The sequence below is a fragment of the Pseudomonas sp. GT1P32 genome, from assembly GCF_054897805.1.
Map to the genome: position 1 here is coordinate 1,114,855 of NZ_CM142704.1, position 26,653 is coordinate 1,141,507.

The window sequence follows — 26,653 nt, forward strand, 5'->3', positions numbered from 1 at the left end:
GAAAACGGTCTGAGCCGTTGTCCGGTCGGGCTCCCTGCAAAGGTTTCAACCATGGCATCTGTTCATCCACGCCGCCACGCTTTTGCGGCCCTGCTATTGGCGGGGCTGCTGGGCGTGGTGGGGTTTTCTCTGGCTCCACGCACCGCGCTCGCGGCGAATCCGGATCCCGCCGCCGTTACGGTCACTGACTTGCTGGGCCGCAAGGTCAAGGTTCACATCCCGGTCAGACGGGTGATACTCGGCGAAGGTCGCCAGTTGTACCTGGTCGCCGCGCTGGATACGCAAAACCCCATCGAGCGCATCGTCGGTTGGCGCAAGGACTTGATTCAGTCCGACCCGGACACTTACGGCGCGTACCTGCGCAAGTTCCCCGACATCGCCAGGATTCCCACCTTCGGCGGCTTTGAGGACGGCACCTTCGACATCGAGCAAGCGATCTCGCAACAACCGGACGTCATCGTCCTGAACATCGAGGCGCAACACGCCACCGAAGATGCGCGCTACATCGAGAAGCTCGACGCGCTGGGGATCCCGGTGGTCTACGTCGATTTTCGCAACAACCCGATGCAAAACACCGAGCCGACCATGCGCCTGTTCGGCCAGTTGTTTGGCAAGGAGGATCGCGCCGAGGCGTTTATCGACTTTCGCAATCAACAGATCCGTCGTGTCACCGACGTCATCGAGGCCAAACACCCTGCGCGGCCCAATGTATTCATCGAGCGAATCGGTGGGTACACCGACGATTGTTGCCTGAGTTTCGGCAACGAAAATTTCGGCCTGTTTGTCGACATGGCCGGTGGCAACAACATCGCCAAAAGCATTATTGCGAACACCTTTGGCCAGTTGAACCCGGAGCAGGTGATCGTCGCCAACCCGGATCAAGTGGTCGTCACCAGCGCCAACTGGCAAGCCTTTGCGCCAGGCGGTCGCTGGGTGGGCGTCGGACCGGGGGCGGACCTGGCACAAGCGCGACACAAACTGGCCTGGTACACCCAGCGCCCAGCTTACGCGGGTATCAAGGCGCAGAACGATCAAGCGTTTCATGCCATCTGGCATCAGTTCTACAACAGCCCCTATCAATTCGTTGCCATCCAGCAATTGGCCAAGTGGTTTCATCCGGCGCTGTTTGCCGATCTGGATCCCGACGCCTCGTTTCGCGAACTCCACGAGCGTTTCCTGCCCGTGCCCTACCAGCCGGGCTACTTCGTCAGCCTTGAGAAAACCGAGGACAAGCCATGAGTTCGCTAGGTGAAATGCCTATTGCGCAGAGCGCGACGTACCGCCAACGGGTCCTGCGAAAACGGCTGATCCTTGTTGCGCTTGCGGTGTTGCTGGTGTTCAGCGTGCTGCTCGATCTGGCGCTGGGGCCGGCCAGTTACAGCCTGAGGGAGGTGCTTGGCGCCCTGTTTTCACCGGACACGGCACCGGCGCAAGTGCGGGTGGTGATGTGGGACATCCGTTTGCCGGTCGCGCTGATGGCGGTTGCGGTCGGCGCGGCGCTGTCGCTGGCCGGTGCGCAGATGCAGACAATCCTCAACAACCCGCTGGCCAGTCCATTCACCCTGGGCCTTTCTGCCGCCGCCAGTTTTGGCGCGGCAATGGGGCTGGCTTTCGGGGTGGCGCTGTTCCCGTTGGCGGCGCAGTACATGGTGCCGCTGAACGCGTTCATCATGGCCATGCTCTGCGCGCTGCTGATCCACTTTCTGAGCATGCGTCGCGGCGTAACCGCTGAAACCATCGTGCTGCTCGGCATTGCCCTGGTGTTTACGTTTAACGCGTTGTTGGCACTGGTGCAGTTTTTTGCCACCGAACAAGCGGTGGCGGCTGTGGTGTTCTGGACCATGGGCAGCCTGACCAAAGCCACCTGGCCAAAACTCGGGGTGATTTGCGCGGTGATCCTCATTACCTTGCCGATTTTCGCCAAACGGGCCTGGGCCCTGACCGCTTTGCGTCTGGGCGACGATAAAGCCGCGAGCTTCGGGATCAACGTGCGCAGCCTGCGTTTCCAGACGCTGATCATGGTCAGCCTGCTCGCCTCGTTTCCGGTGGCCTTCGTCGGCACCATCGGTTTTATCGGGCTGGTCGGCCCGCACATTGCCCGGATGCTGATTGGTGAAGATCAACGGTTCTTTTTGCCGGCGTCACTGCTGACCGGTGCGCTGATTCTGTCCGCCAGTTCGGTGGTCAGCAAAACCCTGATCCCCGGCGCGATTTTCCCCATTGGCGTGGTCACTTCGCTGATCGGCGTGCCCTTCTTCATCTCTTTGATCCTCGGCGGGAAGAAAAACACATGGTGAAGCTCCAGCTTGAAAACCTTGGTGCTCGCTATGGCCAGCGCGAGATCATTAGCGGCGTGACTACGGCAACGTTTATCGGTGGCCAGGTGGTCGCAGTGGTCGGGCCCAATGCAGCGGGCAAATCCACCCTGTTCAAACGCATGGCCGGGCTGATTGACGGCCCGGGACAGGTCAACTTGCAGGGCTCGAAAAAGGGGCCGCAGGGCATCAGCTACATGCCTCAGGGCTTGAATGCCAGTGCCCGGCTGACCGTCTACGAATCCGTGCTGCTGGCACGCAAACAACTGACGCCGGGGTGGGTCGTTCACGACGACGAACTGAAACTCGTGGACCAGATTCTCGACGCGCTAGGCATCACCGAACTATCCTTTCGCAACCTCGGCGAACTCAGTGGCGGGCAGCAGCAATTGGTATCGATCGCACAAACGCTGGTGCGCGAGCCGGAAATCCTGCTGATGGACGAACCGACCAGCGCACTGGACATGCATCGGCAGGTGCAAGTGCTGAACTTCATGCGCGCGCTGGCACGCAAACGCGAGGTCATTGTGTTTATTGCCATCCATGACCTGAATCAAGCGCTACGCTTTGCCGATCAGGTATTGGTCATCGCCAATGGAACGTCCCGGGGGAGCGGTCCCAGCGATGAAGTGATCACCGAACAGATGCTGCGCGATGTCTACGGCGTCGAGGCCAGGATCGAGATTTGCAGCCGTGGCCAGCGCCATATCCTGATCGACGACATCGTTTGAATCAGATCGACCGGGCAAGGGGCTGAGTCGCTGCTAATCTGAATGAAAATGACATGTATTAACGGTTTTTTTAACGTTTTTTTCTCATTGCACTCACTACATTCCAGCGACTCGAAACATGCAAATGATTCGCATTGGTTGAACCGCGAATTCCTGCGCATGACGCCCAAAAAACAGGAGCTGCCCGAAGCATGAATCGCCATATCCCCTCTTTCCTGAAAAAAGCCCTGCTGGCTACTGCCCTGCTGAGCGCCGGCCACGTCTACGCCGCCGATGCCGACGGTATCGTGGTCTACAACGCCCAGCACGAAAGCCTGACCAAAGCCTGGGTCGAAGGTTTTACCAAGGAAACCGGGATCAAGGTCACGATACGCAATGGCGACGACACGGAAATGGGCAATCAGATCGTGCAGGAAGGCGCGGCCTCCCCGGCTGACGTGTTCCTGACCGAAAACTCCCCGGCCATGGTGCTGGTGGACAACGCCGGGCTGTTTGCACCCGTGGCACCGACCACCCTGGAACAGATCGACGCAGCCTACCGTCCGGCCCATGGCAAATGGGTCGGGATCGCGGCGCGCTCCACGGTGTTTGTCTATAACCCGGGCAAACTGCCTGAAGCCGAATTGCCGAAGTCGCTGATGGACCTCGCCGACGCCAAGTGGAAAGGCCGTTGGGCGGCCTCGCCGGCCGGTGCCGACTTCCAGGCGATTGTTGCCGCCGTGCTGGAGCTCAAGGGCGAAGCCGCCACGCTTGAGTGGCTGAAGGGCATGAAAAACAACTTTACCGCGTACCGGGGCAACAGCTCGGTGCTCAAAGCGGTCAACGCCGGGCAAATTGACAGCGGCGTGATTTATCACTATTACCGCTTCGGTGATCAGGCCAAGACCGGCGAGAACAGCAAGAACACCGCCCTGCACTACTTCAAGCACAAAGACCCGGGCGCGTTTGTGAGTATTTCCGGTGGCGGTGTCCTGGCGTCCAGCCAACACAAGGATCAAGCACAGGCGTTCCTGAAGTGGGTCACCGGCAAAGACGGCCAGGCGATCCTCAAGACCGGCAACTCCTATGAATACGCTGTAGGCAAGAACGCTGAATCCAACCCCAAACTGGTGCCGCTGCAGCAGCTCGACGCGCCGAAAGTCGACGCTTCGAAACTCGACAGTAAAAAAGCCGTGGAGCTGATGACTCAGGCCGGACTGCTCTAATTGATACCTGAAACATTACCGGCGGGCGTCGCTGAGGCGATACCCGCAACTTTACGCCGCCGCCCCCGCGGATTTTTCGTGGGTCGCGGCGGTGCGTGGGTGATCGGTTTGTCGGTGCTGGTTTCTCTGCTGGCGCTGCTGCCCATCGCCTTTGTCATTGGCGTGTCCGTGCAAACCGGCTGGTCGACCTTGCTGGCGCTGGTGTTTCGGCCACGGGTTGGCGAGCTGTTGATCAATACGGTGTTGCTGGTGTTGATCACGATCCCCTTGTGCATCGCGCTGGGCGTGACACTGGCCTGGCTGACCGAACGCAGCGATCTGCCGGGGCGACGCTGGTGGTCGTTGCTGGCAACAGCGCCGCTGGCAGTTCCGGCATTCGTCCACAGCTATGCCTGGGTCAGCCTGGTGCCGCCGATTCACGGGCTGTTTGCCGGGGTTCTGGTGTCGGTCATCGCCTACTTCCCCTTCCTCTACTTGCCGATTGCGGCGACCTTGCGTCGGCTCGATCCGGCCATTGAAGATGTCGCGCAATCGATGGGGCTAAAGCCTTGGGCCGTGTTTTTTCGCGTCGTGCTGCCGCAGTTGCGCCTGGCCATTTGCGGCGGTGCCTTGTTGGTGGGGCTGCACCTGCTGGCCGAATATGGCCTGTACGCGATGATCCGCTTCGACACCTTCACCACGGCGATCTTCGATCAGTTCAAGTCCACCTTCAACGGACCTGCCGCGAACATGCTGGCCAGTGTTCTCGCGCTGTGCTGCCTGGCGATGCTCACCGTCGAATCGACGGCGCGTGGCAATGCGCGTTATGCCCGCGTCGGTTCCGGAAGCGCCCGGGAGCAGCAGCTCGTGCGCCTGAAAAAGGTGCCCACTGTGCTCGCGCTGACCTTGCAAATCGTGACCTGCGCCCTCGCGCTCGGGGTGCCGTTGATCACCTTGGGCAAGTGGCTGATCGCCGGTGGTGTGCACGTCTGGCAGATGGCCGAGTTGATGCCGGCGCTGCAACAGACGCTGCTGCTCGGGATTGCGGGTGCGGCCCTCACCACGTGCGCGGCGATTCCGATTGCCTGGCTGTCGATCCGCTCGCCGGGGCGGCTGCAACGGGTCCTCGAAAGCTGCAACTACATCACCAGTTCCTTGCCGGGCATTGTGGTCGCCCTGGCCTTGGTGACGGTCACGGTACATTTCGCCCGGCCGATTTATCAGACCACGATCACCGTGCTGCTGGCGTATCTGCTGATGTTTTTACCCCGTGCGCTGGTCAGCTTGCGGGCGGGCATCGCCCAAGCGCCGGTGGAACTGGAGAACATCGCGCGCAGTCTCGGTCGCTCGCCCGGTCGCGCATTGTGGCTGATTACCCTGCGCCTCGCCGCGCCCGGTGCGGCCGCCGGTGCCGCGCTGGTGTTTCTGGCGATCACCAATGAATTGACCGCCACCCTGCTGCTCGCACCGAACGGCACACGCACGCTGGCGACCGGGTTCTGGGCGTTGACCAGCGAGATCGACTACGTCGCTGCGGCGCCTTATGCCTTGCTGATGATCCTGCTGTCACTTCCGTTGACCGGGCTCCTCTATCACCAATCCAAAAAAACGGCTGGCCGATGAACGCTCTTGAACTGCATTCGATCTGCAAATCCTATGGCTCGCAACGCGCCCTGGAAAACATCAGCCTGTCGGTGCCAACGGGCAGCCGCACGGTGATCGTCGGGCCTTCCGGTTCGGGCAAAACCACTTTGTTGCGCATGATCGCCGGTTTTGAGTTTCCGGACTGGGGTCGCCTGACGCTCAACGGCCAGACGTTGGTGGACGACACCCACGAAGTCCCGGCGCATCAACGCCAGATAGGTTATGTCCCGCAGGACGGCGCCCTGTTCCCGCACATGACCGTGGCCGCCAACATCGGTTTCGGCCTGTCGACCAAGGGTGCCAAAAAACAGGAGCGTATTGCTGAACTGATGGACAGCGTGGCGCTGGATTCCAGTATGGCCAATCGTTGGCCCCACGAGCTTTCCGGCGGCCAGCAACAACGTGTGGCTCTGGCGCGGGCACTGGCGCAACAGCCGCGCCTGATGTTGCTTGATGAGCCGTTCTCCGCGCTCGACACCGGCTTGCGCGCGACCATGCGCAAACTGGTCGCGCGGTTGCTGGCAGACGCCGGGGTCACCACCATCCTGGTGACCCATGACCAGAGTGAGGCGCTGTCGTTTGCCGATCAACTGGCGGTCATGCGTGAGGGCCAACTGGTACAGTCAGGTCATCCACTGGACCTCTACCGCTACCCCGGTGACGAACAAACCGCGCTGTTCCTCGGCGATGCGGTGGTCATGCCCGCCAGGATCGAGGCTGGCTGGGCGCATTGTGATCTGGGGCGGATCCCGGTCAACAACCATCGCAACAACCGTTGCGCGCAGATCATGCTGCGGCCCGAGCAGCTGCAAGTGGTCGGCATCGTGCCGAGCGCGGTGGAGGCCACGGGGTGTCGCGCGGTGGTGACCGAGCGGGACTTCAGCGGCAATACCTGCACCTTGACCGTGGAACTGGAGTCGTTGCCATCCGCCGAGCAGCCCGGCCGCACGCTCATGGTGCGCAGTTCGGGCCTCTACGCGCCACCTACCGGCAGTGCGGTGCACGTCTCGACCATCGGTCACGCCCACGTGTTGAGCGAAGCTTAAAGGTCGAAACGATCCACGGCCCGTCGCCGCTCGTTGTCATCCCGCACGTCATAGTTGGCGGTTGTCTGGATATTGCTGTGATGGGCGAGTTTCTGCGCGATCGACAAGTCATGTTCCTCGATCACCCGGGTAATGAACGAGCGGCGAAAATCGTGGGGCATGATCTTCACCCCAACCTGCGCGCCGCGCTGGCGGGCGATGTAATAGATCGCGTGTTTGGTGATGCGCTCGCGGGTGATGTGACTGCCACGGCGAATGCGATTGAACAGGAACGGATCGTCCACTTCGCCTTCCTTGAGTTGCGAGCGGCGCAACTCAAGCCAGGCATCCAGTTTGGCGAATGCCCAGGCCGGCGCGTATTTGATCAACTGCTTGTTGCCTTTGGCGGTCACCCGCAGGCTGCGCTCGGTGAAATCCACCTGATCGAGGTCCAGGTTCACCGATTCCGACTTGCGCATGCCCGAGCCATACAGAATCCCGATGATCGCCGCGTCTCGCAGGCCTTGTGGCCGAGGGTCCGCGGCACAGACCGCCATCATTTCCTGAATCAGCGAGCGTCGCAGGTTGCGCCCCTGGGACAGGCGCGTACCAGCAATCCCCTTGACCGAACGCATTTTCAGCAAGTGTTCCTGGCTGATCAGGCTCATGCGCCAGGCTTCGTTCATCACCCCGCGCACAGCGTTGACGTACAGCGACGACGTATTCGGCGCGTAGCCATCCTCACGCAGTGCCGCGACCAGCGCGATCACATCCTCGGGCTGAAGCTCGTGCCAGGGAATTTCCTCGACGTTCATGTCTTCGAAGCCCAGACGGTCGGCGGCATCCTGCAACACGTAACGCATGGTCAGTTGGCTGGACGGCGCCAGTCGCGCCAGATACACGGTCATCGGGCTCTTTGCAGCAGTTGAATCAGCAACAGGTAAGTCAATCAAAACAAAACGGCCTTGAGTGGAAACAGATCATTAAAACAACTAAGGATTGAAACATCCTTCATATAAAGCGGGCCACTTCTGTAGGACCTTTCTACTTAACAACACGATGAATGGCAGGAGTCTGAGCGCTGGCTTAATAGCCTTCAGATAAACGATTCGCCGACCGGCTTTTCATGTTCCTTTCACAAAAGCGCGCCTAACCTCTTGTGCATCCGGTGAGCTGCAACAGGCCTCCAACCTGCCGGTCCAGGCAGGAAAAGTCAATGAAAGCGAATTGTCAGCATGATGAGCCAACTCATTGATGCAGCTTTTAATTATTCGGCTACGCTTGCGTTGGATCCGAGAGAACCATATCCCTGAGCCAACAGCCTTGAGGTGCCCATGAGTCAGGCTTTTCTCCCCTTCTCCCGCCCCATTATCGGCGATGAAGTGATCACGCCGTCCCGGACGTGGCGTTGTACAACACGATAGGCGAACTGAAATATGGCCTCGCTTATCCTGACGGCGCATCGCAACGCGTCGACCCTGATCGCGTGCAACAGTGGATGCACGACGCCCGTCAGCGTGGCTCGGTGGGCGTGCTGATGCGGGTCAAGGGTGAAGATGAGCTGCATGAAATCGACCGTTTGCCCAGGATGGCAAACGCTATGAACAAGGCTACTTTGTGATTTTGATATTCCCTCAGGGTTCGTCATGAGCCTGTTGCTGGTATTGGCGGCCTGCTTGTTGACTTGCCTGGGCCAGATCGCCCAGAAGTACGCCGTGGAGAGCTGGCGTGATACGCCGTCGGGCTGGGGCGAAAAATTGCGCTCGCCATGGCTGTGGCTTGCCCTCGCCGCGCTGGGCGCTGGTTTGCTGGTATGGCTGCTGGTGTTGCAGCGACTTGAAGTCGGCGTCGCCTATCCGATGTTGAGCCTCAATTTCGTGCTGATCACCCTGATCGCTCGCTTTGTCTTCCACGAAACCATCGATCGCCGCCACGGGTTGGGCGTGGCGCTGGTGATCGGTGGCGTGATTTTGCTGGGGTTGAACGCATGAGCCTGCGCCGGGGTATCAGCTTCGCCCTGGGCAGCGTACTGCTCGGCAGTGCCGCGCAGTTGGGCATGCGCTGGAGCATGACGCGCCTGCCGTCACCGGAGCACTTGCTGACCACCCGCCTCGACCCGAGCGCCGTCGCCGTGGTGCTGGCCGCCATTCTCGCTTACGCCCTGTCGATGCTCAGCTGGCTCATGGCCCTGCGCGATGTACCGCTGGGCCGGGCTTACTCGCTGCTGAGCATCAGTTACGCGTTGGTGTATCTGCTGGCCGCCGTCCTGCCGGTGTTCAACGAAGATTTCAGCCTTTCCAAAAGCCTGGGGGTGGCCCTGGTCATTCTGGGCGTCATCACCATTAACGCTCGACCTGCTCAAGCGACCACACTCAGGAGTGACCTATGAAAATCAGTGTATTTGGTAGCGGCTATGTCGGCCTGGTGCAGGCCGCTGTCCTGGCTGAAGTCGGCCACGACGTGGTCTGCATGGACATTGACGAGAAGAAAGTCGAGTTGCTGCAACAAGGCCACGTGAGCATTTTCGAGCCGGGGCTGGCCAGCCTGGTGCGCGAAAGCCTGGAGGCCAAGCGGTTGCAGTTCACCACCGACGAAAAATTCGCGGTGCAACACGGCCAGGTGTTGTTCATCGCGGTGGGCACGCCGTCCCGGGACGACGGTTCGGCGGACTTGCGGTACGTGCTGTCGGTGGGCGAAGCGGTGGCCCGTCACCGCGAGCAGCCGGTGATTCTGGTGGAGAAATCCACCGTTCCCGTGGGCACCGGCGATACCTTGCGTGCGCACATCGACAAGTGCCTGATCAAGGTCGGCCGATTACTGCAGTTCGAGATCGTCTCCAACCCGGAGTTTTTGAAGGAAGGTTCGGCCGTCGCCGATTGCCGGCGACCGGACCGCATCGTCATCGGCTGCGAAAACGATGACGTGCGCGATGTGATGCGCGACCTCTACGCACCGTTCAACCGTAACCATGACCGGATCATGTTCATGGACGTGCGCAGTGCCGAGCTGACCAAGTACGCCGCCAACTGCATGCTGGCGACCAAGATCAGCTTCATCAATCAGATCGCCGAACTGGCCGAACACCTCGGCGCCGACATCGAGTCGGTGCGCCTGGGCATCGGCGCCGATTCACGCATCGGCTACCACTTCATCTACCCCGGCTGCGGCTATGGCGGCTCGTGTTTCCCCAAAGACATGCGCGCCCTGATCCACAGCGCCGAGGAAGCGCATTGCTCCAGCGACTTGCTGCAAGCGGTGGAAGCCATCAACCAGCGGCAGAAACACAAGCTGTTCGAGCGCATCAACGCGTTCTACAAGGGCGATTTGCGCGGCAAGACGTTTGCTGTGTGGGGCTTGGCGTTCAAACCCAACACCGACGACATGCGCGACGCGCCGAGCCGGGTACTCCTGGAATCGCTGTGGGCTGCCGGTGCCAGCGTAAGGGCGTTCGACCCGGAAGCGATGCAGGAAACCCAGCATTTGTATCCCGACGAAGCGAAACTGATGCTCATGGGCACCCCGGAATCGGTGCTGTCCGGCGCTGATGCGTTGATCATCTGCACCGAGTGGCAACAGTTCAAGGCGCCGGATTTCAACCTGATCCAGCAGCGATTGAAAGCGCCTGTGATATTCGACGGGCGCAATCTGTATGACGCGGACCGGTTGGCGCGCAGCGGGTTTATGTACTTTCCGATGGGGCGCGGCGACTCGCGCAAGTTACCGATTCCGCATCAACAATGGCCGGTGGCTTCGGTTGTTGCGTGATTATCAGGGAGTACGCATAACACTGTAGGAGCCGGCTTGCCGGCGATGAGGACCTTGGACTTTGCGGTGATCTTTTGATTGCTATCGCTGGCAAGCCAGCTCCTACAGTTTGATGGTGTCAGTAAAGTTTGATTATCAAACCGGCACCTTCAAATCAACGCCCAACGCCTGGGCAAACGCCTTCACCAACGGACTACGCACGGTGTTGTGCCGCAGGATCAGATTGAATGGCGTGCTGATGTGAATGAGGTCCGGCCGCACCGCACGAAATTGCCCTTGGGCGACCATCGACGCGGCGTAATGCTGCGGTAGAAAACCCACGAAACGCCCGGTCTTGATCAGCAGCGCCACAGCTTCCACCTGGGTCGCCGAGGCGGAAAAACTGTCGTAGCGGGCAAAATTCAGTTTGTCGCGGTGGATCGCGTAGCGGTGGTTGATGCACTCGTAATCCTTGAGCACGTTGCTGCCGATTTCTGCGTCCGGCACCGAGAACAACGGGTGGCCGATCGCGCAGTAAACCTCCGAACGTTCTTCATACAGCGTGTAATAGTCGAACTCTTCGCGTTTCTGATAAACCGGCACGATACCGGCAACAAGGCGTCCCTCTACGACCCCTCTTTCAATTTCATCGAGTTGTGACGCCTGAAGTTGAAACCTTACTTTCGGCGACTCTTGATTTATCCGTCTAAGCGCTGCAACTAATGGCGAATTAAAGTCGGAAATGGTGCTATCAATAACACCCACACCCAAGTCGCCAATAAGTTCATTCTGTGCCGAACTAAGCCGGTCGCGAAAGTTGTCGACCGAGGCAAATAAGTCAATCGACGCCTGATACACCAGACGGCCTTCTTCGGTCAGATGAAAGCCCTCGCGACCTCGGGTGCACAAGCGCATACCGATGCGAATCTCAAGGTCGGAGATCTGTTTGCTGATGGCCGCCAGCCCCACATTCAGCTCGTTCTGCGCCGCACTGAAACCACCAGCCTCGACCACGGCCTTGAACACTTTGAGCAGTTTGAAATCCAGCCCGCTGAGGGCCAGCGGCGCCCGATGCGCCGTTTTTGGCGCCGGGTTTCCGGAATTGGAAAGTGGGGTTTCCATAATGCTTATTTACCTCTGGCGCTCTATTCAACAACCTGTGTCCAACAACAAAAACATAGCTGGCCAATAATAATGAACACAGAAAACCAGGCTTGGCAACCGCTAATAATCCCCGTACTTCAGTGCCAACTCACTGATTTCGAACTACTAAAAGCTGACACTTCGATCAGCTCTCGCAACGCTGCAACTGCCCTCTTGAAAACTGCTTAGGCCGAACCACGCCCGAATTATTTCCGGCGGGTATTCCCGGCTCTACGCATCAATTTCAGTTCGCTTTACCGACGAGGAAAACAACAATGTCTCAAACCACCGACCGTCTCTGGGGTGCCCGCTTCAAAAGCGGTCCATCCGAAGCCCTGGCGGCCCTGTCCCGTTGCCCCGAGCGCTACTTTCGCCTGACCCCGTACGACCTCGCCGGTTCCAAGGCCCATGCCCGTGAACTGCAACGCGCCGGGCTGTTGAGCGAGCAGGAAACCCACACCATGCTGGGCGCGCTGGAAGGTATCGGCGCTGATTTTAAAGCCGGCAACATCGCGCCAACGCTGGATGACGAAGACGTCCACACCTTCATCGAACGCCTGCTGACCGAGCGCCTCGGCCCATTGGGCGGCAAGCTGCGCGCCGGCCGTTCGCGCAACGACCAGACCGCCAACGACCTGCGTCTGTTCCTGCGGGACCACGTGCGCACCCTGGCCGTCGAAGTGCTGGCCTTGCAACAAGCGCTGGTCGACCAGGCCGAACAACACATCGAAAGCATCTGCCCCGGTTTCACTCACCTGCAACAGGCGCAACCAATCGTCTTTGCTCACCACTTGCTCGCTCACGCCCAATCGATGCTGCGTGACGTGCAACGGCTGGTGGACTGGGACATCCGCACCTCGCTGTCGCCACTCGGCGCGGCGGCCATGGCTGGTTCCGCCATCGCGCGCCTGCCGCAACAATCGGCCAAGGAAATGGGTTACAGCGGCGTCTGCGAAAACTCCATCGACGCCGTGGCCAGCCGCGACCACGTCGCCGAGTTCCTGTTTATCGCCAGCATGCTAGGGATCAACATTTCGCGCCTCGCGGAAGAATTCTGCCTGTGGTCCTCGCGGCAATTTCGCTGGGTTGCACTGGACGATGCCTACGCCACCGGCAGCTCGATCATGCCGCAGAAGAAAAACCCGGACATCGCCGAGCTCGCCCGGGGCAAGGCGGGTCGCCTGATCGGTAACCTAACCGGCCTGCTCTCCACCCTGAAATCCCTGCCGCTGTCGTACAACCGCGACTTGAGCGAAGACAAGAACGGCGTGCTCGACAGCGTCGACACCTTGCTGCTGGTGCTACCCGCCATGGCCGGGATGGTCGCGACCATGAAGGTCAACGTTGAAGAGCTGCGCCGTCAGGCACCGCTCGGGTTCACCCTCGCGACCGAAGTGGCCGACTGGCTGGCGGTGCGCGGCGTGCCGTTCAAGGAAGCCCATGAAATCACCGGCGCGCTGGTTCAGGCCTGTGAGAAACACGACATCGAGTTGTGGGAAGCCTCGCCGGCACTGTTGGCCGAAATCGATCCGCGCCTGACCCCGGAAGTGCGCGACAGCCTGACGCTAGAAGCCGCCATCGCCGCCCGTAGCGGTTGGGGCGGTACTGCGCCGCAACAGGTGCGCGAACAGATCGGCCGGTTGAAGACCGCCCTCGCCGCGCAACACGAATGGACCGAGAACTATCAGGGCTTCCGCCTCTAAAACAGCACGCCCCCCCTGTAGGAGCCAGCTTGCTGGCGATGGAGTGTCAGTCAACATCAATTCAGCTGACACACCATCGCCGGCAAGCCGGCTCCTACAAAGGGAATGCAATACCAGTGTTCGGAGAAACAACATGAGCCAGACTCAGGCAGAACGACTCCAGGCGGAGCGCAAACTGGCAGAAAACCAGTTCGATATCACCCAGTACGATCACGTGCCACGGCGCTATTACGGGCGGATCTTTTTCGCCACGCTGATCGTCATCGCGATCATCGGCCTGGTGCGGGCCTTCGCCGAAGGCAAGATCGAGTGGTCGTATATCGGCCAGTTCCTCACGTCCCAGGCGATTATGTGGGGCTTGCTCAATACCATCGTCATGGCCGTGCTGGCGATGGGGCTGGGCATTGTGTTCGGGGTGATCACGGCGATCATGCGCATGTCGGCCAACCCGATCCTGCGCTACGTGGCGGTGACCTACACCTGGCTGTTCCGTGGCACGCCACTGATCCTGCAACTGCTGTTGTGGTTCAACCTGGCGCTGATTTTTCCCACCATCGGCATCCCCGGCGTGTTCGAAATGGACACCGTGAGCCTGATGACGCCGTTCGTGGCCGCCCTCCTCGGCCTGAGCATCAACCAGGGCGCCTACACCGCCGAAGTGGTGCGCGCCGGTCTGCTGTCGGTGGACACCGGGCAGTACGAAGCCGCCAAGTCGATCGGCATGCCACGCCTGCAAGCGCTGCGCCGGATCATCTTGCCGCAGGCCATGCGGATCATCATTCCACCGGTCGGCAACGAGTTTATCGGCATGGTGAAGATGACCTCGCTGGCGAGCGTCATCCAGTACTCGGAGCTGCTCTACAACGCTCAGAACATCTACTACGCCAACGCCCGGGTGATGGAGCTGCTGATCGTCGCGGGTATCTGGTACCTGGCCACGGTCACCGTGCTGTCCTTTGGTCAAAGCCGTCTGGAGCGTCGTTTCGCTCGCGGCGCCGGCAAGCGTTCTTGAGGAGTCGAACATGAGAAGCATCGTCAAGGCCGTGAGCCTGAACAAATACTACGACCAGTTCCACGCCCTCAAGGACATCAACATCGAAGTCGAGCAAGGCGAAGTGCTGTGCATCATCGGCCCGTCCGGCTCCGGCAAAAGCACCTTGCTGCGTTGCGTCAACCAGCTGGAAAAGATCGACAAGGGCGGCCTGTGGGTCGACGGCGAGCTGGTGGGTTACCGCATCGTCGGCAACAAACTGCACGAGCTCAACGAGTCACAGATCGCCCGTCAACGCCTGGCCACCGGCATGGTGTTCCAGCGTTTCAACCTGTTTCCGCACATGACTGTGCTGCAAAACATCATCGAAGGGCCGTGCCAGGTGCTCAAGCGTTCGCCCAAGGAGGCGCACGAAGAAGCCTTGGAACTGCTCGCCCGCGTCGGCCTGGCCGACAAGCGCAACAGCTACCCGATCGAGCTTTCGGGTGGCCAGCAACAACGTGTCGCCATTGCTCGCGCATTGGCCATGCGGCCCAAGCTGATGCTGTTCGATGAACCCACTTCGGCACTCGACCCGGAACTGGTCGGTGAGGTGCTGTCGGTGATGCGCGATCTCGCGCAATCCGGCATGACCATGATCGTCGTCACCCATGAACTGGGCTTCGCTCGCGAAGTATCCAACCGCATGGTGTTCATGGACGGCGGGCAGATCGTGGAGGCAGGAAGCCCCGAAGAAATACTAATAAGTCCGCAAAACCCGCGCACCCAAAGCTTCATTTCTGCCGTTCGAACCTAAGCGCCGGCTGGCGTAACAACACACATAAGAGAACGACCATGAAGAACTTCGTTATCCCCGCAGTACTCGCAGGCCTGATGGCTTCCAGCGTCAGCTTCGCCGCCGAATTGCCGGCCAGCATCAAGGAAAAAGGCGAGATCGTCGTCGCGATCATGCCGAACTACCCGCCGATGGATTTCAAGGACCCGGCCACCAATACCCTCACCGGTGTGGACGTTGATCTGGGCAACGCCCTGGCCGAACGTCTGGGCGTGAAGATCAAATGGCAGGAAACCGGCTTCGAGCAAATGATCAACGCCCTGACCACCGACCGCGTCGACATGGTGCTGTCGGGCATGACCGACACCAAAGAGCGTCAGGCCAGCGTGACCTTCGTCGACTACTTCACCAGCGGTCCGCAGTTCTACACCCTGCAGAAGAACAAGGACTTCAACGAAATCATCGACCTGTGCGGCAAGAAAGTCGGCACCAGCCGCCGTACCACGTTCCCGGCGGAAATCGCTGAATACAGCAAGGCCAACTGCGAAGCTGCCGGCAAACCGGCCATCGTGGTGATCGGCACCGAAGGCTCGGCGGATGCCCGTGCGCAACTGCGTCAGAGCCGTATCGATGCCGCGATGCAAGGCAGCGAGACCTTGTCGTACCTGAAGACTCAGGAAAAGGACATGTACAAAACGGTCGGCCAGCCGATTTCCGTGCAGTTCTCCGGCATGGGCCTGAGCAACAAAAAGCCTGAGCTGAGCGAAGCGGTGAAGGTTGCTTTGCAGAGCATGATCGATGACGGCAGCTATCAGACCATCCTGAAAAAATGGGACCTGGAGCTCGGCGCAATCAAGACGGCAACCATCAACGCCGGCAAGTAATGCTTGCCCTGTAGGAGCCAGCTTGCTGGCGATAGCGGTGGATCAGTCACTATCAATGTTGACTGACACGCCGCCATCGCCGGCAAGCCGGCTCCTACAAGTTCAGTTGCGTTATCACTATTTGTGTACGGAGCACCACTGATGTCCTCCTCACCCCAACCCACCTGGCCCGACCAGCACAAGGCCTGCCTTGCCCTGGCCTTCGACCTCGACGGCCCCACCGGCGATGCGATGCTCAACGGCTCGATATGGCACAAGCCCGAGTACTTCGGCTTTGGTGGATACGGCCCATACCGGGCGCTGCCACGGATTCTCGACCTGCTCGACGAATTCCGCATCCCGACCACGTTTTTCGTTCCGGCCTGGGTCGTGGAAAACTGGCCGAAACAGTGCCAGGCGATTGTCGAGCGCGGGCATGAAGTGGCGTACCACGGCTACAAACACGAATCCTTTTACGCCCTGACGCTGGACCAGCAAAAGGACGTGATGAAGAAATCCCGCGAGGTGTTCTGGAAACACCTGAACATCCGCGCAGAAGGTTTCCGCACGCCGTCCGGCGACTGGCGCGCCGAGACCCCGGCGATGCTGGTGGAAGCCGGCGTGACCTACTCCAGCAGCATGCGCGGCGACGACCGGCCTTATCTAGTCAACGTCCCCGGCTTCGACACGCCACTGGTGGAAATCCCCGGTCGTTGGGAAATGGACGACTACGCCTCCCTCGCCTACACCCGCGCGCCGGACTTTCCTTCGGGACTGGACCGCACGGCCAGCTACGAGCTGACTCTGGACAACTGGTGCCGCGAGTACGACGGCGCCATGAATGAAGGGTTGTGCCTGACCACCCTGTTCCACCCCAAGATCACCGGAAAACCGGGACGCATCCTGTTGCTGGAAAAACTTTTCGAACACATGCGTCAGCGCGACGACGTGTGGTTTGCCACTTGCCGCGACGTCGCCCAGTGGTGGCTGAAGGAGCATCACCATGGCTGATTCCATCGTCTGGCCCGACGGCTATCGCTGCGCGGTGGTGCTGACCGTCGATTACAACGACATTCACGGGATTCTCACCCAGGCGCCGGAAGTCGCCGGGCGCGACAAGACACTGTCGGTGTGGCGCTATGGCAGCCAACGCGGTGTCGAGCGTTTGCTTGGTCTGTTCAAGGAACTGGGGGTTCGCAGCAGCTGGTTTGTCCCCGGCATCGTCGCCGAAGAAAACCCCGAACACCTTCAGGCGATTCAGGCCGATGGGCATGAAATTGCCTGCGCCGGGTATCGCCATCAAAACTACGACACCCTCGATCTGGCGCAGCAGAGCGCTGAAATTGCCGCCGGCTGCGAGGCTCTGCAAGCATTGACCGGCCAGCGCCCGACGGGGTTTCGCATCCCCGCCGGCAATGGCGCGCCGGGGTTCATCGAGGCGCTGAGGGATCAAGGCATTCATTGGTCATCCTCGTGGCGCGGCGATGACTTGCCGTTCGCGCATCCCACGGCGCCGCAGGTGATCGAACTGCCCTTGCACTACGAGCTGGAAGACGAACCCTACTTCGCCTTCAACCTGAGCCCGGCGGTGCCGCCGGCGCAATCGCGGATCGCCTCTTACAGCCACACCCTGGGCAACCTGCAAATGGACTTCGCCGGGTTTCACCGCTTCGGGCTGTGTTACGTGCTGCGTTTGCACCCGGAAATCATTGCCACGCCGGGACGGATCGGCGTGTTGCGCGAATTGCTGCAGGGCATTCAGCAACACAGCGACGTGTGGATCGCCACCGGAGCCGAAGTCGCTCAGTGGTGGGCCGATTCCGCGACGCCTGTGACCGAGGATCACCCAGCGTCAGTGTACGAACGGCATTATCGGGACTACCTCCTATGACCGAGCGCTTGCAACGACTGGCGCAGTTTTGCGTCGACACACGATTTGAAGACTTGCCCCCGGCACTGGTTGGACAAGCCAAACGACACATTCTCGACACCTTTGGTGCGACGCTGGCCGGGGGTGATAGCGATGTGGCGAAACAGGCGCGTCTGGTGTTCGCGGGCGAAACCGGCGGCACGCTGGTCTGGGGCGCGGACCTGCGGGTCGGCGCCGCTCAGGCTGCGATGCTCAATGGCGTCGCCGCGCATGCGCTGGAACTGGACGACACCGGTGGCTGTGACCATTCCGGCGCGGTGGTGCTGCCGGCGGTCATGGCCGCTGTTTCGATGTCCGCACGACCAGTCAGTGGTCGCGAGTTCATCACGGCGGTGGTCATCGGTTACGAAGTCGGCCGCCGCGTGCTTGAAGCCTGTGGCGGTTATTCGGCGCACAACGGCGCCGGCTGGCATTCCACCGCGACCTTCGGCGTGTTTGGCGCGGCAGCGGCAAGTGCACGGATCCTGGGTTTGAACGCCGGACAAATGCTCTCGGCACTCGGTATCGCGGGCAGTTTCAGCGGCGGCTTGTGGGCCTTCATCCACGACGGCTCGCAGAGTAAAAAACTGCACAGCGGGCGCGCCGCCGAAGGTGGATTGCTGGCGGCACGGTTTGCGCAGCAAGGCATCACCGGGCCGTCGAAGCTGTTCGATGATGTCTGGGGCGGTTTCCTGAAAACCCTGGCTGGCGAGACGGCACAACCTGAGGCGCTGGATGCCGATCTCGGGATTGTGTGGAAGCTCGCCCGCTGTTCGATAAAGCCGTACGCCTCATGCCGTGGCACGCATTCGGCCATCGACGCGTTGGGGTTGTTGCTGGATCAACTGCAGGTGGATGTCGATCAGGTTGAAGACCTTGAGGTTTCGCTGTGCGGCTTTCTGCAGGACATGTGCGGCGGTCAGGAGGTGAGCAGCCTCGCGGCGGCGCAGATGAGCTTGCCGTATGCCCTCGCCGCACGCTTGGTTCATGGGCATTGCCGACTGGAGGCGTATGACGACGAGCAACGGCGTGATCCGCAGATTGCGCTGTGGATGTCGCGCATTCGTCTTGAAGTGGACCCGCAACTGTCAGAGGATGGCGAGCCCGTGGTGAGCGTGCGGACGGTGGACGGTCGGCAGGCCAGCCTGTGCGTCGACCCGCCGCTGGGTGCGCCGGGTAATCCGTTGAGTGATGAAGCGTTGGAACAGAAGTTTTTCAGTCTGGCGGTGCGGGTGATGCCGAGGTCGCAGGCAGAGGAACTGATCGGGCAGTTGTGGCGGTTGGAAACGCTGGAATCGGTTGGTTCGCTGGATCGGTGGTTGAGTTGAATTTTGCGTTGCCTGTGCGGGCCTCTTCGCGAGCAGGCTCGCTCCCACATTTGAAATGCGTACCCTGTGGGAGCGAGCCTGCTCGCGAATAGCCGCGACACGGTCCCACGCTGAACACTACTGAATCTGAATAAGGACATTTGCCCCACCGTGGCCACTTACTCGCTTGTTATCCGCCGGTTGATGATCGTTTCGCTGACCATCGTCGTCAGCCGCGCCATCACCAGCCCGTTGCTCACGTTGTTCCTGAGCAACAAACTGGGCCTCAACCAACAGGACGTTGGTTTGCTGCTGGGCATCGCGGTGTTCATCGCCACCCTGCTCGCGCTCTACGGCGGCTACATCATCGACCGCCTCGAAAAGCGCCGGTTGCTGATCCTCGCCATGCTCTCCAGCGCCATCGGTTTCGTGCTGCTGACCTTCGCCGAAAACCTCTACCTGACCACCCTGACCCTGGTGATCACCGAAACCGCTTCGGCGCTGTTCCTGATCGGTTCGAAGGCGATCCTCAGCGAAAACCTGCCCATGGGCCAGCGCGCCAAGGCCTTTTCCCTGCGCTACACCTTGACCAACATCGGTTACGCCACGGGGCCGATGCTCGGCGTGGTCATCGCCGGTGTCTACCCGATAGCGCCGTTCCTGATTGCCGGCGGCATTGCGTTTTTCAGCATCTTCCTGATGAGCGGGATCCCGAAAGATTCGAGCCCGACACCCGTGATCGGCCAGCCGCAAAGCTTTCTGAAAACCCTGATCACCCTGAAAAACGACCGCACGCTGATCATGTTCACTTGCGGCTGTCTGCTCAGCACCGTGGTCCATGGGCGCTTCACCCTGTACCTGTCGCAATACCTGCTGGTGACCCACGATTCCAAACGCGCCCTGGAAACCATGGCCGCCCTGCTCGCTTGCAACGCCATCAGCGTGATCCTGCTGCAATACCAGATCGGCCGTTTCCTCAAGCGTGAACAACTGCGCTACTGGATTGCCGGTGGCACCAGCCTGTTCATCCTCGGCCTGATCGGCTTCAGCCTGGCCGATAGCCTGGTGTCGTGGTGCATCGCCATGTTCATCTTCACCCTCGGCGAAATGATCATTTACCCCGCCGAATTCCTGTTCGTCGACACCCTGGCCCCGGAAGAACTGCGCGGCAGCTACTACGGCGCGCAAAACCTGGCGGCCCTGGGCGGTGCCCTGAGCCCGGTGATTTGCGGTTTCCTGTTGATGCACACCCCGGCGCCGACGATGTTTTATGCCCTGAGCGCGCTGACCGCCATGGGCGGTTTCCTGTGTTTCATGAGCGGACGTCGGGTGGCTTTACAGCAAAATTAATGCACTGAAACTGCATTAATATGAATTTGTCTCCGTCCGGAATGAGCGGCACACTGTGCCTCGTTCCTCCCCCAATAGTTGGAACGACTTCAAGGGCTTTCTGGGTATCCCAGCTAAGCCTTTTTTTTGCCTCGACTTTTGCAACGGACCGTTCACCTCATGTTTGCTCGCTGGTTCCCCGCCGCCATCAATACTCGACCTTCTGAATGGAGCCGCGCCGCCATCGGCATGGCCCTCGGTACGATGTTCAGCGTCTGGCTGTGCTCACAGGTTTTCGGCATCGAAGTGGCGCAGCACCTGATCGGTCCGCTGGGCGCCTCGGCAGTGCTGTTGTTCGCGGTGTCCTCCGGCGCGTTGGCGCAACCCTGGTCGATTCTCGGCGGCTACTTGAGCGCAGGAGTGGTCGCATTGTTGGTCGCCCACGTGCTCGGGCGAACGCTTGGCAGCGCTTGCCTGGCCGCGGGCATGTCGCTGATCCTGATGTGCTGGCTGCGTTGCCTGCATCCGCCGGCCGGTGCCTTGGCGTTGCTGTTGGTATTGGCCGACCCCGCGACCATCGCGCTGGACTGGAAAGCCCTCGGCCCGGTAATGCTCGGTGCCTCGACGATGTTGCTCAGCGCGCTGGCGTACAACAACCTGACGCGCATTCGTTACCCAAGACGCGCCAGTGAACCGGTGGCGATGGTGCCGGCCGATCACCCGCCAATCGACAGCCAGGCGATCACGGCCCAGGATCTGAAACGGGCGCTGGCGGACATGGAAGCTTTCTTTGACGTCACGCCGGAAGACCTTGAGCAGTTGATTCAGGCCAGTGAGTTGCACGCCAAACGGCGCAGTATTGCTGAAGTCCTCAGCGGCAGGACCTGACGTAACACAGTCCCTTGTGGGAGCGAGCCTGCTCGCGAAGTGGCCATGTCAGTCGAGATTGATGTTAATGACACACCGCTTTCGCCGGCAAGCCGGTCTCGCTCCCACAGGATCGACTCAAGCCGCAGACAATTGCTTGGCCGGTACCGCCAGACTCACCGCCCGCACCGATGCACCTGCACTCAACCCCAGCGTTTTCGCCGTTTGCGCATCGACAATCAACGTGCCCGCCGCCACCCGCGCCGGTGCTGCGGTAATCCGGCAATCGGCAAACTGGCGGTTGTGAATCAGGTAAGTCGCCGCCTGTTCTCCGGGGGTGCCAATGCTCAATTGCAGCACCTGACTGTCACGCACCGCACGGATGTCGGCGGTGGCGCATTCAATCAGCGGCCCGCCGTCGAAAATGTCGATGTAGTCGCGGTGTTCGAATCCTTCCGCCTGCAGCATGCCCAGCGCCGGCTCGGTGTTGGGATGAACGCGGCCAATCACCGAACGCGCCGCTTCCGGCAACAGGCAGGTCGGCAGCGGAAACTTGGGCATCAGTTCCGCGATGAAGGTCTTGTTGCCCAGGCCGGTGAGGTAATCGGCATCGGCAAAGTCCATCTTGAAAAAGTGCCGCCCCAGCCCTTCCCAGAACGGTGAAATGCCCGCTTCGTCCGAGTAGCCGCGCATTTCCGCAATAACCTTGTCGCCGAAGTACTGACGGAACTCTGCCAGAAACAGGAACCGCGCCTTCGACAACAAACGTCCGTTCAGGCCGCTGCGATGATCGGCGTGCAGGAACAGTGAGCACAACTCCGATTGCCCGGTCATGTCGTTACCCAGGAACAACGTCGGCAGTTGTTGATTGATCCCGAGGTTTTTTGACGCTGCGACAAACAAACCCATTCGATAGTTGTACCAGGGCTCGCGCAGGCCGACGGCACCGGCCAGCGCACAAATACCGATCGCCTCTTGCTGGTCGTTCTCCAGCACAAACAAGTAGTCGGCATCGGCACGCTCGGCGTCGCCGGCAAAGGTTTTCGCGGCCCATTCCAGACGCTGGCGCAAACGCGGCGCATCGGCAGGCAAGGTGGTCAAACCGGTCCCGGCGCTATGGGCCAGGGCCAGGAGTGCCGGCAGGTCAGCCGGTGTGGCGGGACGGACGATCATTGCACTTGCTCCTTGGCGGTCAGGTGTTTGGGCAGGAAGACTTCGGCCAACATGCAGCGGGCGCTGCCGCCGCCGATGCGTTCGATGGTGTCGATGTTCACTGGCAGAGGCGTGGTGTGGGCTTCAATCAATCGACGCTGGCTGGTGTCCAACGCTTGCCAGGCGGTACGTGACATCACCAGCACGGGGTCGCCCGCACTGTCTTGAACTTCCAGCATGTTGCCGGCAAAGGATTCCAGCTGGCTCCAGTTCAGCGCGATGACTTGCTTGCCGCTGTCTTCCAGCCGAGAGCGCAGGACCCGGCGTTCGCTCGGGTTCGTGACCGATGCCAGGCAGGCAATGGCCAGCCGCGTACCGACGCTCATCATCACGTTAGTGTGGTAAATCGCGACGCCCTGACGGTCTTCCGCCGTGAACGCGCACAGCTCGTAACCCAGATGGTTGACCACCTGATCCAGCGCCCGGGCGTGGGTGCGGGTGGAATAGCCGGCGTAGCAAATCCGCTGCTGACGATCCAGCACCATGCTGCCGGTGCCTTCAAGGAAGACTTCCTGCTGTTCGAGGCTGGAAAGGTCCAGCAACTGCTCGACCCGGTACTCGTCGCGCAGCCAGTCGAGCACACCTTTATCCCGCTCCAGGCGCCGGTTGTGGCCCTGCATCGGATACAGCACCAACGTGCCGTCGGGGTGGCTGCTCCACCAGTTGTTGGGGAAAATCGAATCCGGCGTGTGCGGCGCTTCAATGTCGTTGTGCACAAGGACTTCAACGCCTTGCCCGCGCAGTGCGGCAACGTAGCCATCGAATTCTTGCAGGGCCTTGAGCTGAACGTCTTCGGACACGGCGGCCGGCTGCTGAAAACGGTTGTTCGCCGCCGTGTCCTGATTGAAAGAGAAACGTGTCGGGCGAATCATCAAAACGGTATTGGTGGTTTGCATGGGCACAGATTCAATGAGGGTTGAGAGAGGCTCATTGTCTGTTTCGGGAGCGGGAAAACCCGGTTGATAACGGGGTTGGTGGTGAGGAAAACGGCTGAAGATTCAGGCCCCTCCAGCCGATTCGGCAAACACCAAAAACCACTGTGGGAGCGAGCCTGCTCGCGATAGCGGTGTATCAGTCACTAATGAATTGACTGATACACCGCTATCGCGAGCAGGCTCGCTCCCACGGGGAACCGGGGTGTTTATTACTCCATCGTGGTCTTGACCATCGCCAGTTCCGGGTGGCTGACCAGTTTGTCGATGTGCAGCTCCGGGTCGTCGAACCAGAATTCGGTCAGCACCCGGTAATGTTCCATGTCACGGCAACGCATGCGCAGGCTGTAGTCGAACGCACCGCTGATCAAGCGACATTCCAGCACCTGCGGGCAAGCACGGACCTTGGCTTCGAAGGCTTTCTGCGCCGCCCGCCCGCTCTGGTTCGACAGCGCCACCAACACCAGCAAAGACAGCCCCGGTGTCAGTTTTTTCTCATCGAGGATCGCCCCGTAACCGCGAATGACCCCGAGCTGTTCAAGCTTGCGCACCCGCTCCAGGCATGGCCTGGGGGTCAGGTGCACGCGCTCCGAAAGCTTTTGGTAAGTGATGCGCCCTTCATGGCGCAGCACTTCAATGATTGCCTGATCGATACGATCAAGCACGATCGACAGATCGCGGATGTCCGCCATGTACGTCTTGCCTCACTTCAAACGACCCGATAGGAATTGCTGCAAACGTTCACTGTTTGGCCGGTCGAGGATAGTCGCATCACCCTGCTCTTCGACCCGCCCCTGATGCAAGAACAACACCTGGCTCGACACCTGCCGGGCAAAGCCCATTTCGTGGGTCACCATCAACATGGTCCGGCCTTCTTCCGCCAGTGCCTGAATCACCTTGAGCACTTCGCCGACCAATTCCGGATCAAGGGCCGAGGTCGGCTCGTCGAACAGCAGAATTTCCGGTTCCACCGCCAGCGCCCGGGCAATCGCCACCCGTTGCTGCTGGCCGCCGGACAGAAATGCCGGGTATTGATCGGCGACTCGCAGCGGCAAGCCGACCTTGTCCAGATAAGCCCGCGCACTTTCTTCAGCCGCCTTGCGGCTGATGCCCAGCACCCGACACGGTGCCAATACGATGTTTTCCAGGACGGTCAGGTGACTCCACAAGTTGAAATGCTGGAACACCATCGCCAGGCGCGTGCGCAAACGCTGCAACTGTGCCGGATGGGCGACGCGCATGCCACCCGCGCCCGGGCGAGTGATGACCCGTTCGCCGTCGAGTTCGATGGCGCCTTCGTCTGCCCGTTCCAGAAAATTGATGCAACGCAGCATGGTGCTTTTGCCCGACCCGCTGGCACCGATCATGCTCACCACGTCCCCTGCCCGCGCATTCAACGAGACGCCCTTGAGCACTTCATTGTCACCAAAACGTTTATACAGATTTTCAACCGTGAGTTTGTACATGCAGACACCCCTGCAGCAGCAGCCGATTCGGCGCTGCTCTGGATAAATGGATTAATGAGTCGGTCCGAGAAAGCTCAGCCAGCGCTTTTCCGCGAGGCGAAATGCGCCGACCAGGCCAAACGACAACGCGAGGTACAGCAGGCCGGCAATGCCGAACGCCTGAAAGGTCATGAAGGTCGCGGCGTTGGCGTCGCGGGCGACTTTGAGAATGTCCGGAATGGTTGCGGTGAACGCCACCGATGTCGCGTGCAGCATCAGAATCACTTCGTTGCTGTAATACGGCAGCGCCCGGCGCAACGCCGAGGGCAGGATCAGTCGCAGGTACAGGCGCCAGCCGCTCAAGCCATAAGCGTGGGCTGCCTCGATTTCACCGTAGGGAATGCTGCGGATCGCCCCGGCGAAAATTTCCACGGTATAGGCGCAAGTGTTGAGGGTGAACGCGAGCAGCGTGCAATTCATCGCGTCACGAAAGAACGCTTCGAGCAGCGGCTGCGAGCGCACCACGGCGATGCCGTAGATCCCGCTGTAGCAAATCAGCAGCTGGATATACAGCGGCGTACCGCGAAACACGTAGGTAAACAGCTGAACCGGCCAGCGCAGCAAGCCCCAGCGCGAGGTGCGCAGGATCGCCAACGGCAACGACAGGACAAAGCCCATCGCGATGCTCGCCACCAGCAACCACAGGGTCATCGCCAGGCCAGTGAGGGTCTCGCCGTCGCTGAACAGAAAGGGTTTCCAGTATTCGGCAATCAACTCGATCATCTCGCCATCCCCCGTACGCCCTGGTTGTAACGTCGCTCCAACACACGCAAGGCGTAGTTCGACGCGCTGGTAATCAGCAGATAAAGCGCCCCCGCCATCAGCAGGAAATCGAGCATGTTGAAGGTGCTTTTACCGGCCTCCTGCGCGACCTTGACCAGGTCCGACAGGCCGATGATCGACACCAGCGCCGTGGCCTTGAGCAACACCAGCCAGTTGTTGCCCAGGCTCGGCAAGGCAAAGCGCATCATTTGCGGAAACACCACAAAGCGAAACCGCTGCCAGCGGTTCAAACCGAAACACGCCGCGGCTTCCTGCTGTCCACGCGGCACGCTGAGGATCGCGCCGCGAAAGGTCTCGGTGAAATACGCGCCATAGATAAACCCGAGGGTGATAATCCCGGCCACGAACGGGTCGATTTCCATGTACGGCCAGCCCATCGCTTCGGTCAGGCTGCTCAGCCAGCCTTGCAGGCTGTAGAAAATCAGCAGCATCAGCACCAGGTCCGGTACGCCGCGAATCAACGTGGTGTAGAAAGTTGCCGGCAGGTTCAACAGCTTCAGCGGCGACAGCTTTGCCGCCGCGCCGAGCAACCCCAGCGCCATGCTCACCAACAGCGAGAGCGCCGACAGTTTCAGCGTGACCCAGGTGCCGTGCAGCAACAATGGGCCATAGCCTTGCAGGGCCGAAACATCGAGCCCGATCAGATTCAGGAAGGAATTCACGCCAGTCACCTGTCTTGAGGCGCCCACGA

The 26,653-nt window shown here is 60.4% G+C and carries 26 protein-coding genes and 1 pseudogene; 19 read left to right on the top strand and 8 right to left on the bottom strand.

Annotation, left to right across the window (positions count from 1 at the left end; all coding sequences use genetic code 11):
• The first annotated feature begins 51 nt into the window (after nt 1–51).
• The 6 genes from ACYZUC_RS05185 (at nt 52) to ACYZUC_RS05210 (ending at nt 6,920) form a co-directional block, all read left to right on the top strand.
• Nucleotides 52–1,239 (top strand): ABC transporter substrate-binding protein, encoded by a 1,188-nt coding sequence (locus tag ACYZUC_RS05185; protein ID WP_461994060.1) that lies wholly within the window; start codon nt 52–54, stop codon nt 1,237–1,239.
• The gene (locus ACYZUC_RS05190) at nt 1,236–2,297 is read left to right on the top strand and encodes a FecCD family ABC transporter permease (protein ID WP_461994062.1); all 1,062 of its coding nucleotides are present in this window, start codon (nt 1,236–1,238) and stop codon (nt 2,295–2,297) included. Before ACYZUC_RS05185 ends, ACYZUC_RS05190 begins: the two co-directional genes overlap by 4 nt.
• Nucleotides 2,291–3,046 carry an ABC transporter ATP-binding protein gene (locus tag ACYZUC_RS05195; RefSeq protein WP_461994064.1) on the top strand — a complete coding sequence of 252 codons (756 nt, stop codon included), beginning with the start codon at nt 2,291–2,293 and terminating at the stop codon, nt 3,044–3,046. Before ACYZUC_RS05190 ends, ACYZUC_RS05195 begins: the two co-directional genes overlap by 7 nt.
• A 191-nt stretch (nt 3,047–3,237) precedes the next feature.
• On the top strand, nt 3,238–4,251 hold the full coding sequence (locus ACYZUC_RS05200; RefSeq protein ID WP_461994066.1) for an iron ABC transporter substrate-binding protein: 1,014 nt from the start codon (nt 3,238–3,240) through the stop codon (nt 4,249–4,251).
• 3 nt (nt 4,252–4,254) lie between these two features.
• Nucleotides 4,255–5,853 (top strand): ABC transporter permease, encoded by a 1,599-nt coding sequence (locus ACYZUC_RS05205; protein ID WP_461996820.1) that lies wholly within the window; start codon nt 4,255–4,257, stop codon nt 5,851–5,853.
• On the top strand, nt 5,850–6,920 hold the full coding sequence (locus ACYZUC_RS05210) for an ABC transporter ATP-binding protein (RefSeq protein ID WP_461994068.1): 1,071 nt from the start codon (nt 5,850–5,852) through the stop codon (nt 6,918–6,920). Before ACYZUC_RS05205 ends, ACYZUC_RS05210 begins: the two co-directional genes overlap by 4 nt.
• Here ACYZUC_RS05210 and ACYZUC_RS05215 read toward each other — a convergent pair.
• The gene (locus ACYZUC_RS05215; RefSeq protein ID WP_008038408.1) at nt 6,917–7,807 is read right to left on the bottom strand and encodes a site-specific integrase; all 891 of its coding nucleotides are present in this window, start codon (nt 7,805–7,807) and stop codon (nt 6,917–6,919) included. The two genes, ACYZUC_RS05210 and ACYZUC_RS05215, sit on opposite strands and share 4 nt — an antisense overlap.
• 488 nt (nt 7,808–8,295) lie before the next feature.
• Between ACYZUC_RS05215 and ACYZUC_RS05220 the strand changes: the two are divergent.
• From ACYZUC_RS05220 to ACYZUC_RS05235, 4 genes and pseudogenes are all read left to right on the top strand, one after another.
• Nucleotides 8,296–8,549: pseudogene (locus ACYZUC_RS05220) on the top strand (lipid IV(A) 4-amino-4-deoxy-L-arabinosyltransferase); the annotation flags it as partial.
• Entirely contained in the window at nt 8,546–8,890 is a 345-nt protein-coding gene (gene arnE, locus ACYZUC_RS05225; protein ID WP_461994070.1) for a 4-amino-4-deoxy-L-arabinose-phosphoundecaprenol flippase subunit ArnE, read from the top strand. The pseudogene ACYZUC_RS05220 and the gene arnE, both read left to right, overlap by 4 nt.
• Complete coding sequence (arnF, locus tag ACYZUC_RS05230; RefSeq protein WP_461994072.1) at nt 8,887–9,288, top strand: 4-amino-4-deoxy-L-arabinose-phosphoundecaprenol flippase subunit ArnF; 402 nt, start codon at nt 8,887–8,889, stop codon at nt 9,286–9,288. The genes arnE and arnF overlap by 4 nt, the downstream gene beginning before the upstream one ends.
• Nucleotides 9,285–10,664 carry a UDP-glucose dehydrogenase family protein gene (locus ACYZUC_RS05235; protein ID WP_461994074.1) on the top strand — a complete coding sequence of 460 codons (1,380 nt, stop codon included), beginning with the start codon at nt 9,285–9,287 and terminating at the stop codon, nt 10,662–10,664. Before arnF ends, ACYZUC_RS05235 begins: the two co-directional genes overlap by 4 nt.
• A gap of 135 nt (nt 10,665–10,799) precedes the next feature.
• On the opposite strand, the gene ACYZUC_RS05240 is transcribed toward ACYZUC_RS05235, so the two are convergent.
• Entirely contained in the window at nt 10,800–11,765 is a 966-nt protein-coding gene (locus ACYZUC_RS05240; RefSeq protein WP_461994076.1) for a LysR family transcriptional regulator, read from the bottom strand.
• Nucleotides 11,766–12,061: 296 nt separating this feature from the next.
• Between ACYZUC_RS05240 and argH the strand changes: the two genes are divergently transcribed.
• From argH to ACYZUC_RS05285, 9 genes are all read left to right on the top strand, one after another.
• On the top strand, nt 12,062–13,489 hold the full coding sequence (gene argH, locus ACYZUC_RS05245) for an argininosuccinate lyase (protein WP_461994078.1): 1,428 nt from the start codon (nt 12,062–12,064) through the stop codon (nt 13,487–13,489).
• 133 nt (nt 13,490–13,622) lie between these two features.
• The gene (locus tag ACYZUC_RS05250) at nt 13,623–14,501 is read left to right on the top strand and encodes an amino acid ABC transporter permease (RefSeq protein WP_461994080.1); all 879 of its coding nucleotides are present in this window, start codon (nt 13,623–13,625) and stop codon (nt 14,499–14,501) included.
• Between the two features lie 10 nt (nt 14,502–14,511).
• Complete coding sequence (locus tag ACYZUC_RS05255; RefSeq protein ID WP_461994082.1) at nt 14,512–15,276, top strand: amino acid ABC transporter ATP-binding protein; 765 nt, start codon at nt 14,512–14,514, stop codon at nt 15,274–15,276.
• Nucleotides 15,277–15,314: 38 nt separating this feature from the next.
• Entirely contained in the window at nt 15,315–16,139 is an 825-nt protein-coding gene (locus tag ACYZUC_RS05260) for an ABC transporter substrate-binding protein (RefSeq protein WP_461994084.1), read from the top strand.
• Between the two features lie 141 nt (nt 16,140–16,280).
• Nucleotides 16,281–17,129, top strand: a complete 849-nt coding sequence (locus ACYZUC_RS05265) for a polysaccharide deacetylase family protein (RefSeq protein ID WP_192227227.1) — start codon at nt 16,281–16,283, stop codon at nt 17,127–17,129.
• Nucleotides 17,122–18,009: a polysaccharide deacetylase family protein gene (locus ACYZUC_RS05270; RefSeq protein WP_461994086.1), complete on the top strand. Its 888-nt coding sequence runs from the start codon at nt 17,122–17,124 to the stop codon at nt 18,007–18,009. Before ACYZUC_RS05265 ends, ACYZUC_RS05270 begins: the two co-directional genes overlap by 8 nt.
• Nucleotides 18,006–19,355, top strand: coding sequence for an MmgE/PrpD family protein (locus tag ACYZUC_RS05275; protein ID WP_461994088.1), 1,350 nt, complete (start codon nt 18,006–18,008; stop codon nt 19,353–19,355). Before ACYZUC_RS05270 ends, ACYZUC_RS05275 begins: the two co-directional genes overlap by 4 nt.
• Before the next feature lie 150 nt (nt 19,356–19,505).
• Complete coding sequence (locus ACYZUC_RS05280; protein WP_461994090.1) at nt 19,506–20,684, top strand: MFS transporter; 1,179 nt, start codon at nt 19,506–19,508, stop codon at nt 20,682–20,684.
• Nucleotides 20,685–20,843: 159 nt separating this feature from the next.
• Complete coding sequence (locus tag ACYZUC_RS05285) at nt 20,844–21,551, top strand: HPP family protein (protein ID WP_461994092.1); 708 nt, start codon at nt 20,844–20,846, stop codon at nt 21,549–21,551.
• Between the two features lie 117 nt (nt 21,552–21,668).
• Here the strand turns inward: ACYZUC_RS05285 and astA are convergent, their stop codons facing one another.
• The 6 genes from astA to ACYZUC_RS05315 all read right to left on the bottom strand — a co-directional run bounded on the left by astA (nt 21,669) and on the right by ACYZUC_RS05315 (nt 26,624).
• Nucleotides 21,669–22,703, bottom strand: coding sequence for an arginine N-succinyltransferase (astA, locus tag ACYZUC_RS05290; RefSeq protein WP_461994094.1), 1,035 nt, complete (start codon nt 22,701–22,703; stop codon nt 21,669–21,671).
• Nucleotides 22,700–23,638 (bottom strand): citrulline utilization hydrolase CtlX, encoded by a 939-nt coding sequence (gene ctlX, locus ACYZUC_RS05295; RefSeq protein WP_461994096.1) that lies wholly within the window; start codon nt 23,636–23,638, stop codon nt 22,700–22,702. Before ctlX ends, astA begins: the two co-directional genes overlap by 4 nt.
• A 248-nt stretch (nt 23,639–23,886) precedes the next feature.
• Entirely contained in the window at nt 23,887–24,366 is a 480-nt protein-coding gene (locus ACYZUC_RS05300) for an Lrp/AsnC family transcriptional regulator (protein WP_461994098.1), read from the bottom strand.
• A 12-nt stretch (nt 24,367–24,378) separates the two neighbouring features.
• Nucleotides 24,379–25,140: an ABC transporter ATP-binding protein gene (locus ACYZUC_RS05305; protein WP_253403408.1), complete on the bottom strand. Its 762-nt coding sequence runs from the start codon at nt 25,138–25,140 to the stop codon at nt 24,379–24,381.
• A gap of 51 nt (nt 25,141–25,191) precedes the next feature.
• Entirely contained in the window at nt 25,192–25,902 is a 711-nt protein-coding gene (locus ACYZUC_RS05310; protein ID WP_008026504.1) for an ABC transporter permease, read from the bottom strand.
• Nucleotides 25,899–26,624, bottom strand: a complete 726-nt coding sequence (locus tag ACYZUC_RS05315; protein WP_008026506.1) for an ABC transporter permease — start codon at nt 26,622–26,624, stop codon at nt 25,899–25,901. The genes ACYZUC_RS05310 and ACYZUC_RS05315 overlap by 4 nt, the downstream gene beginning before the upstream one ends.
• Nucleotides 26,625–26,653 lie beyond the last annotated feature (29 nt).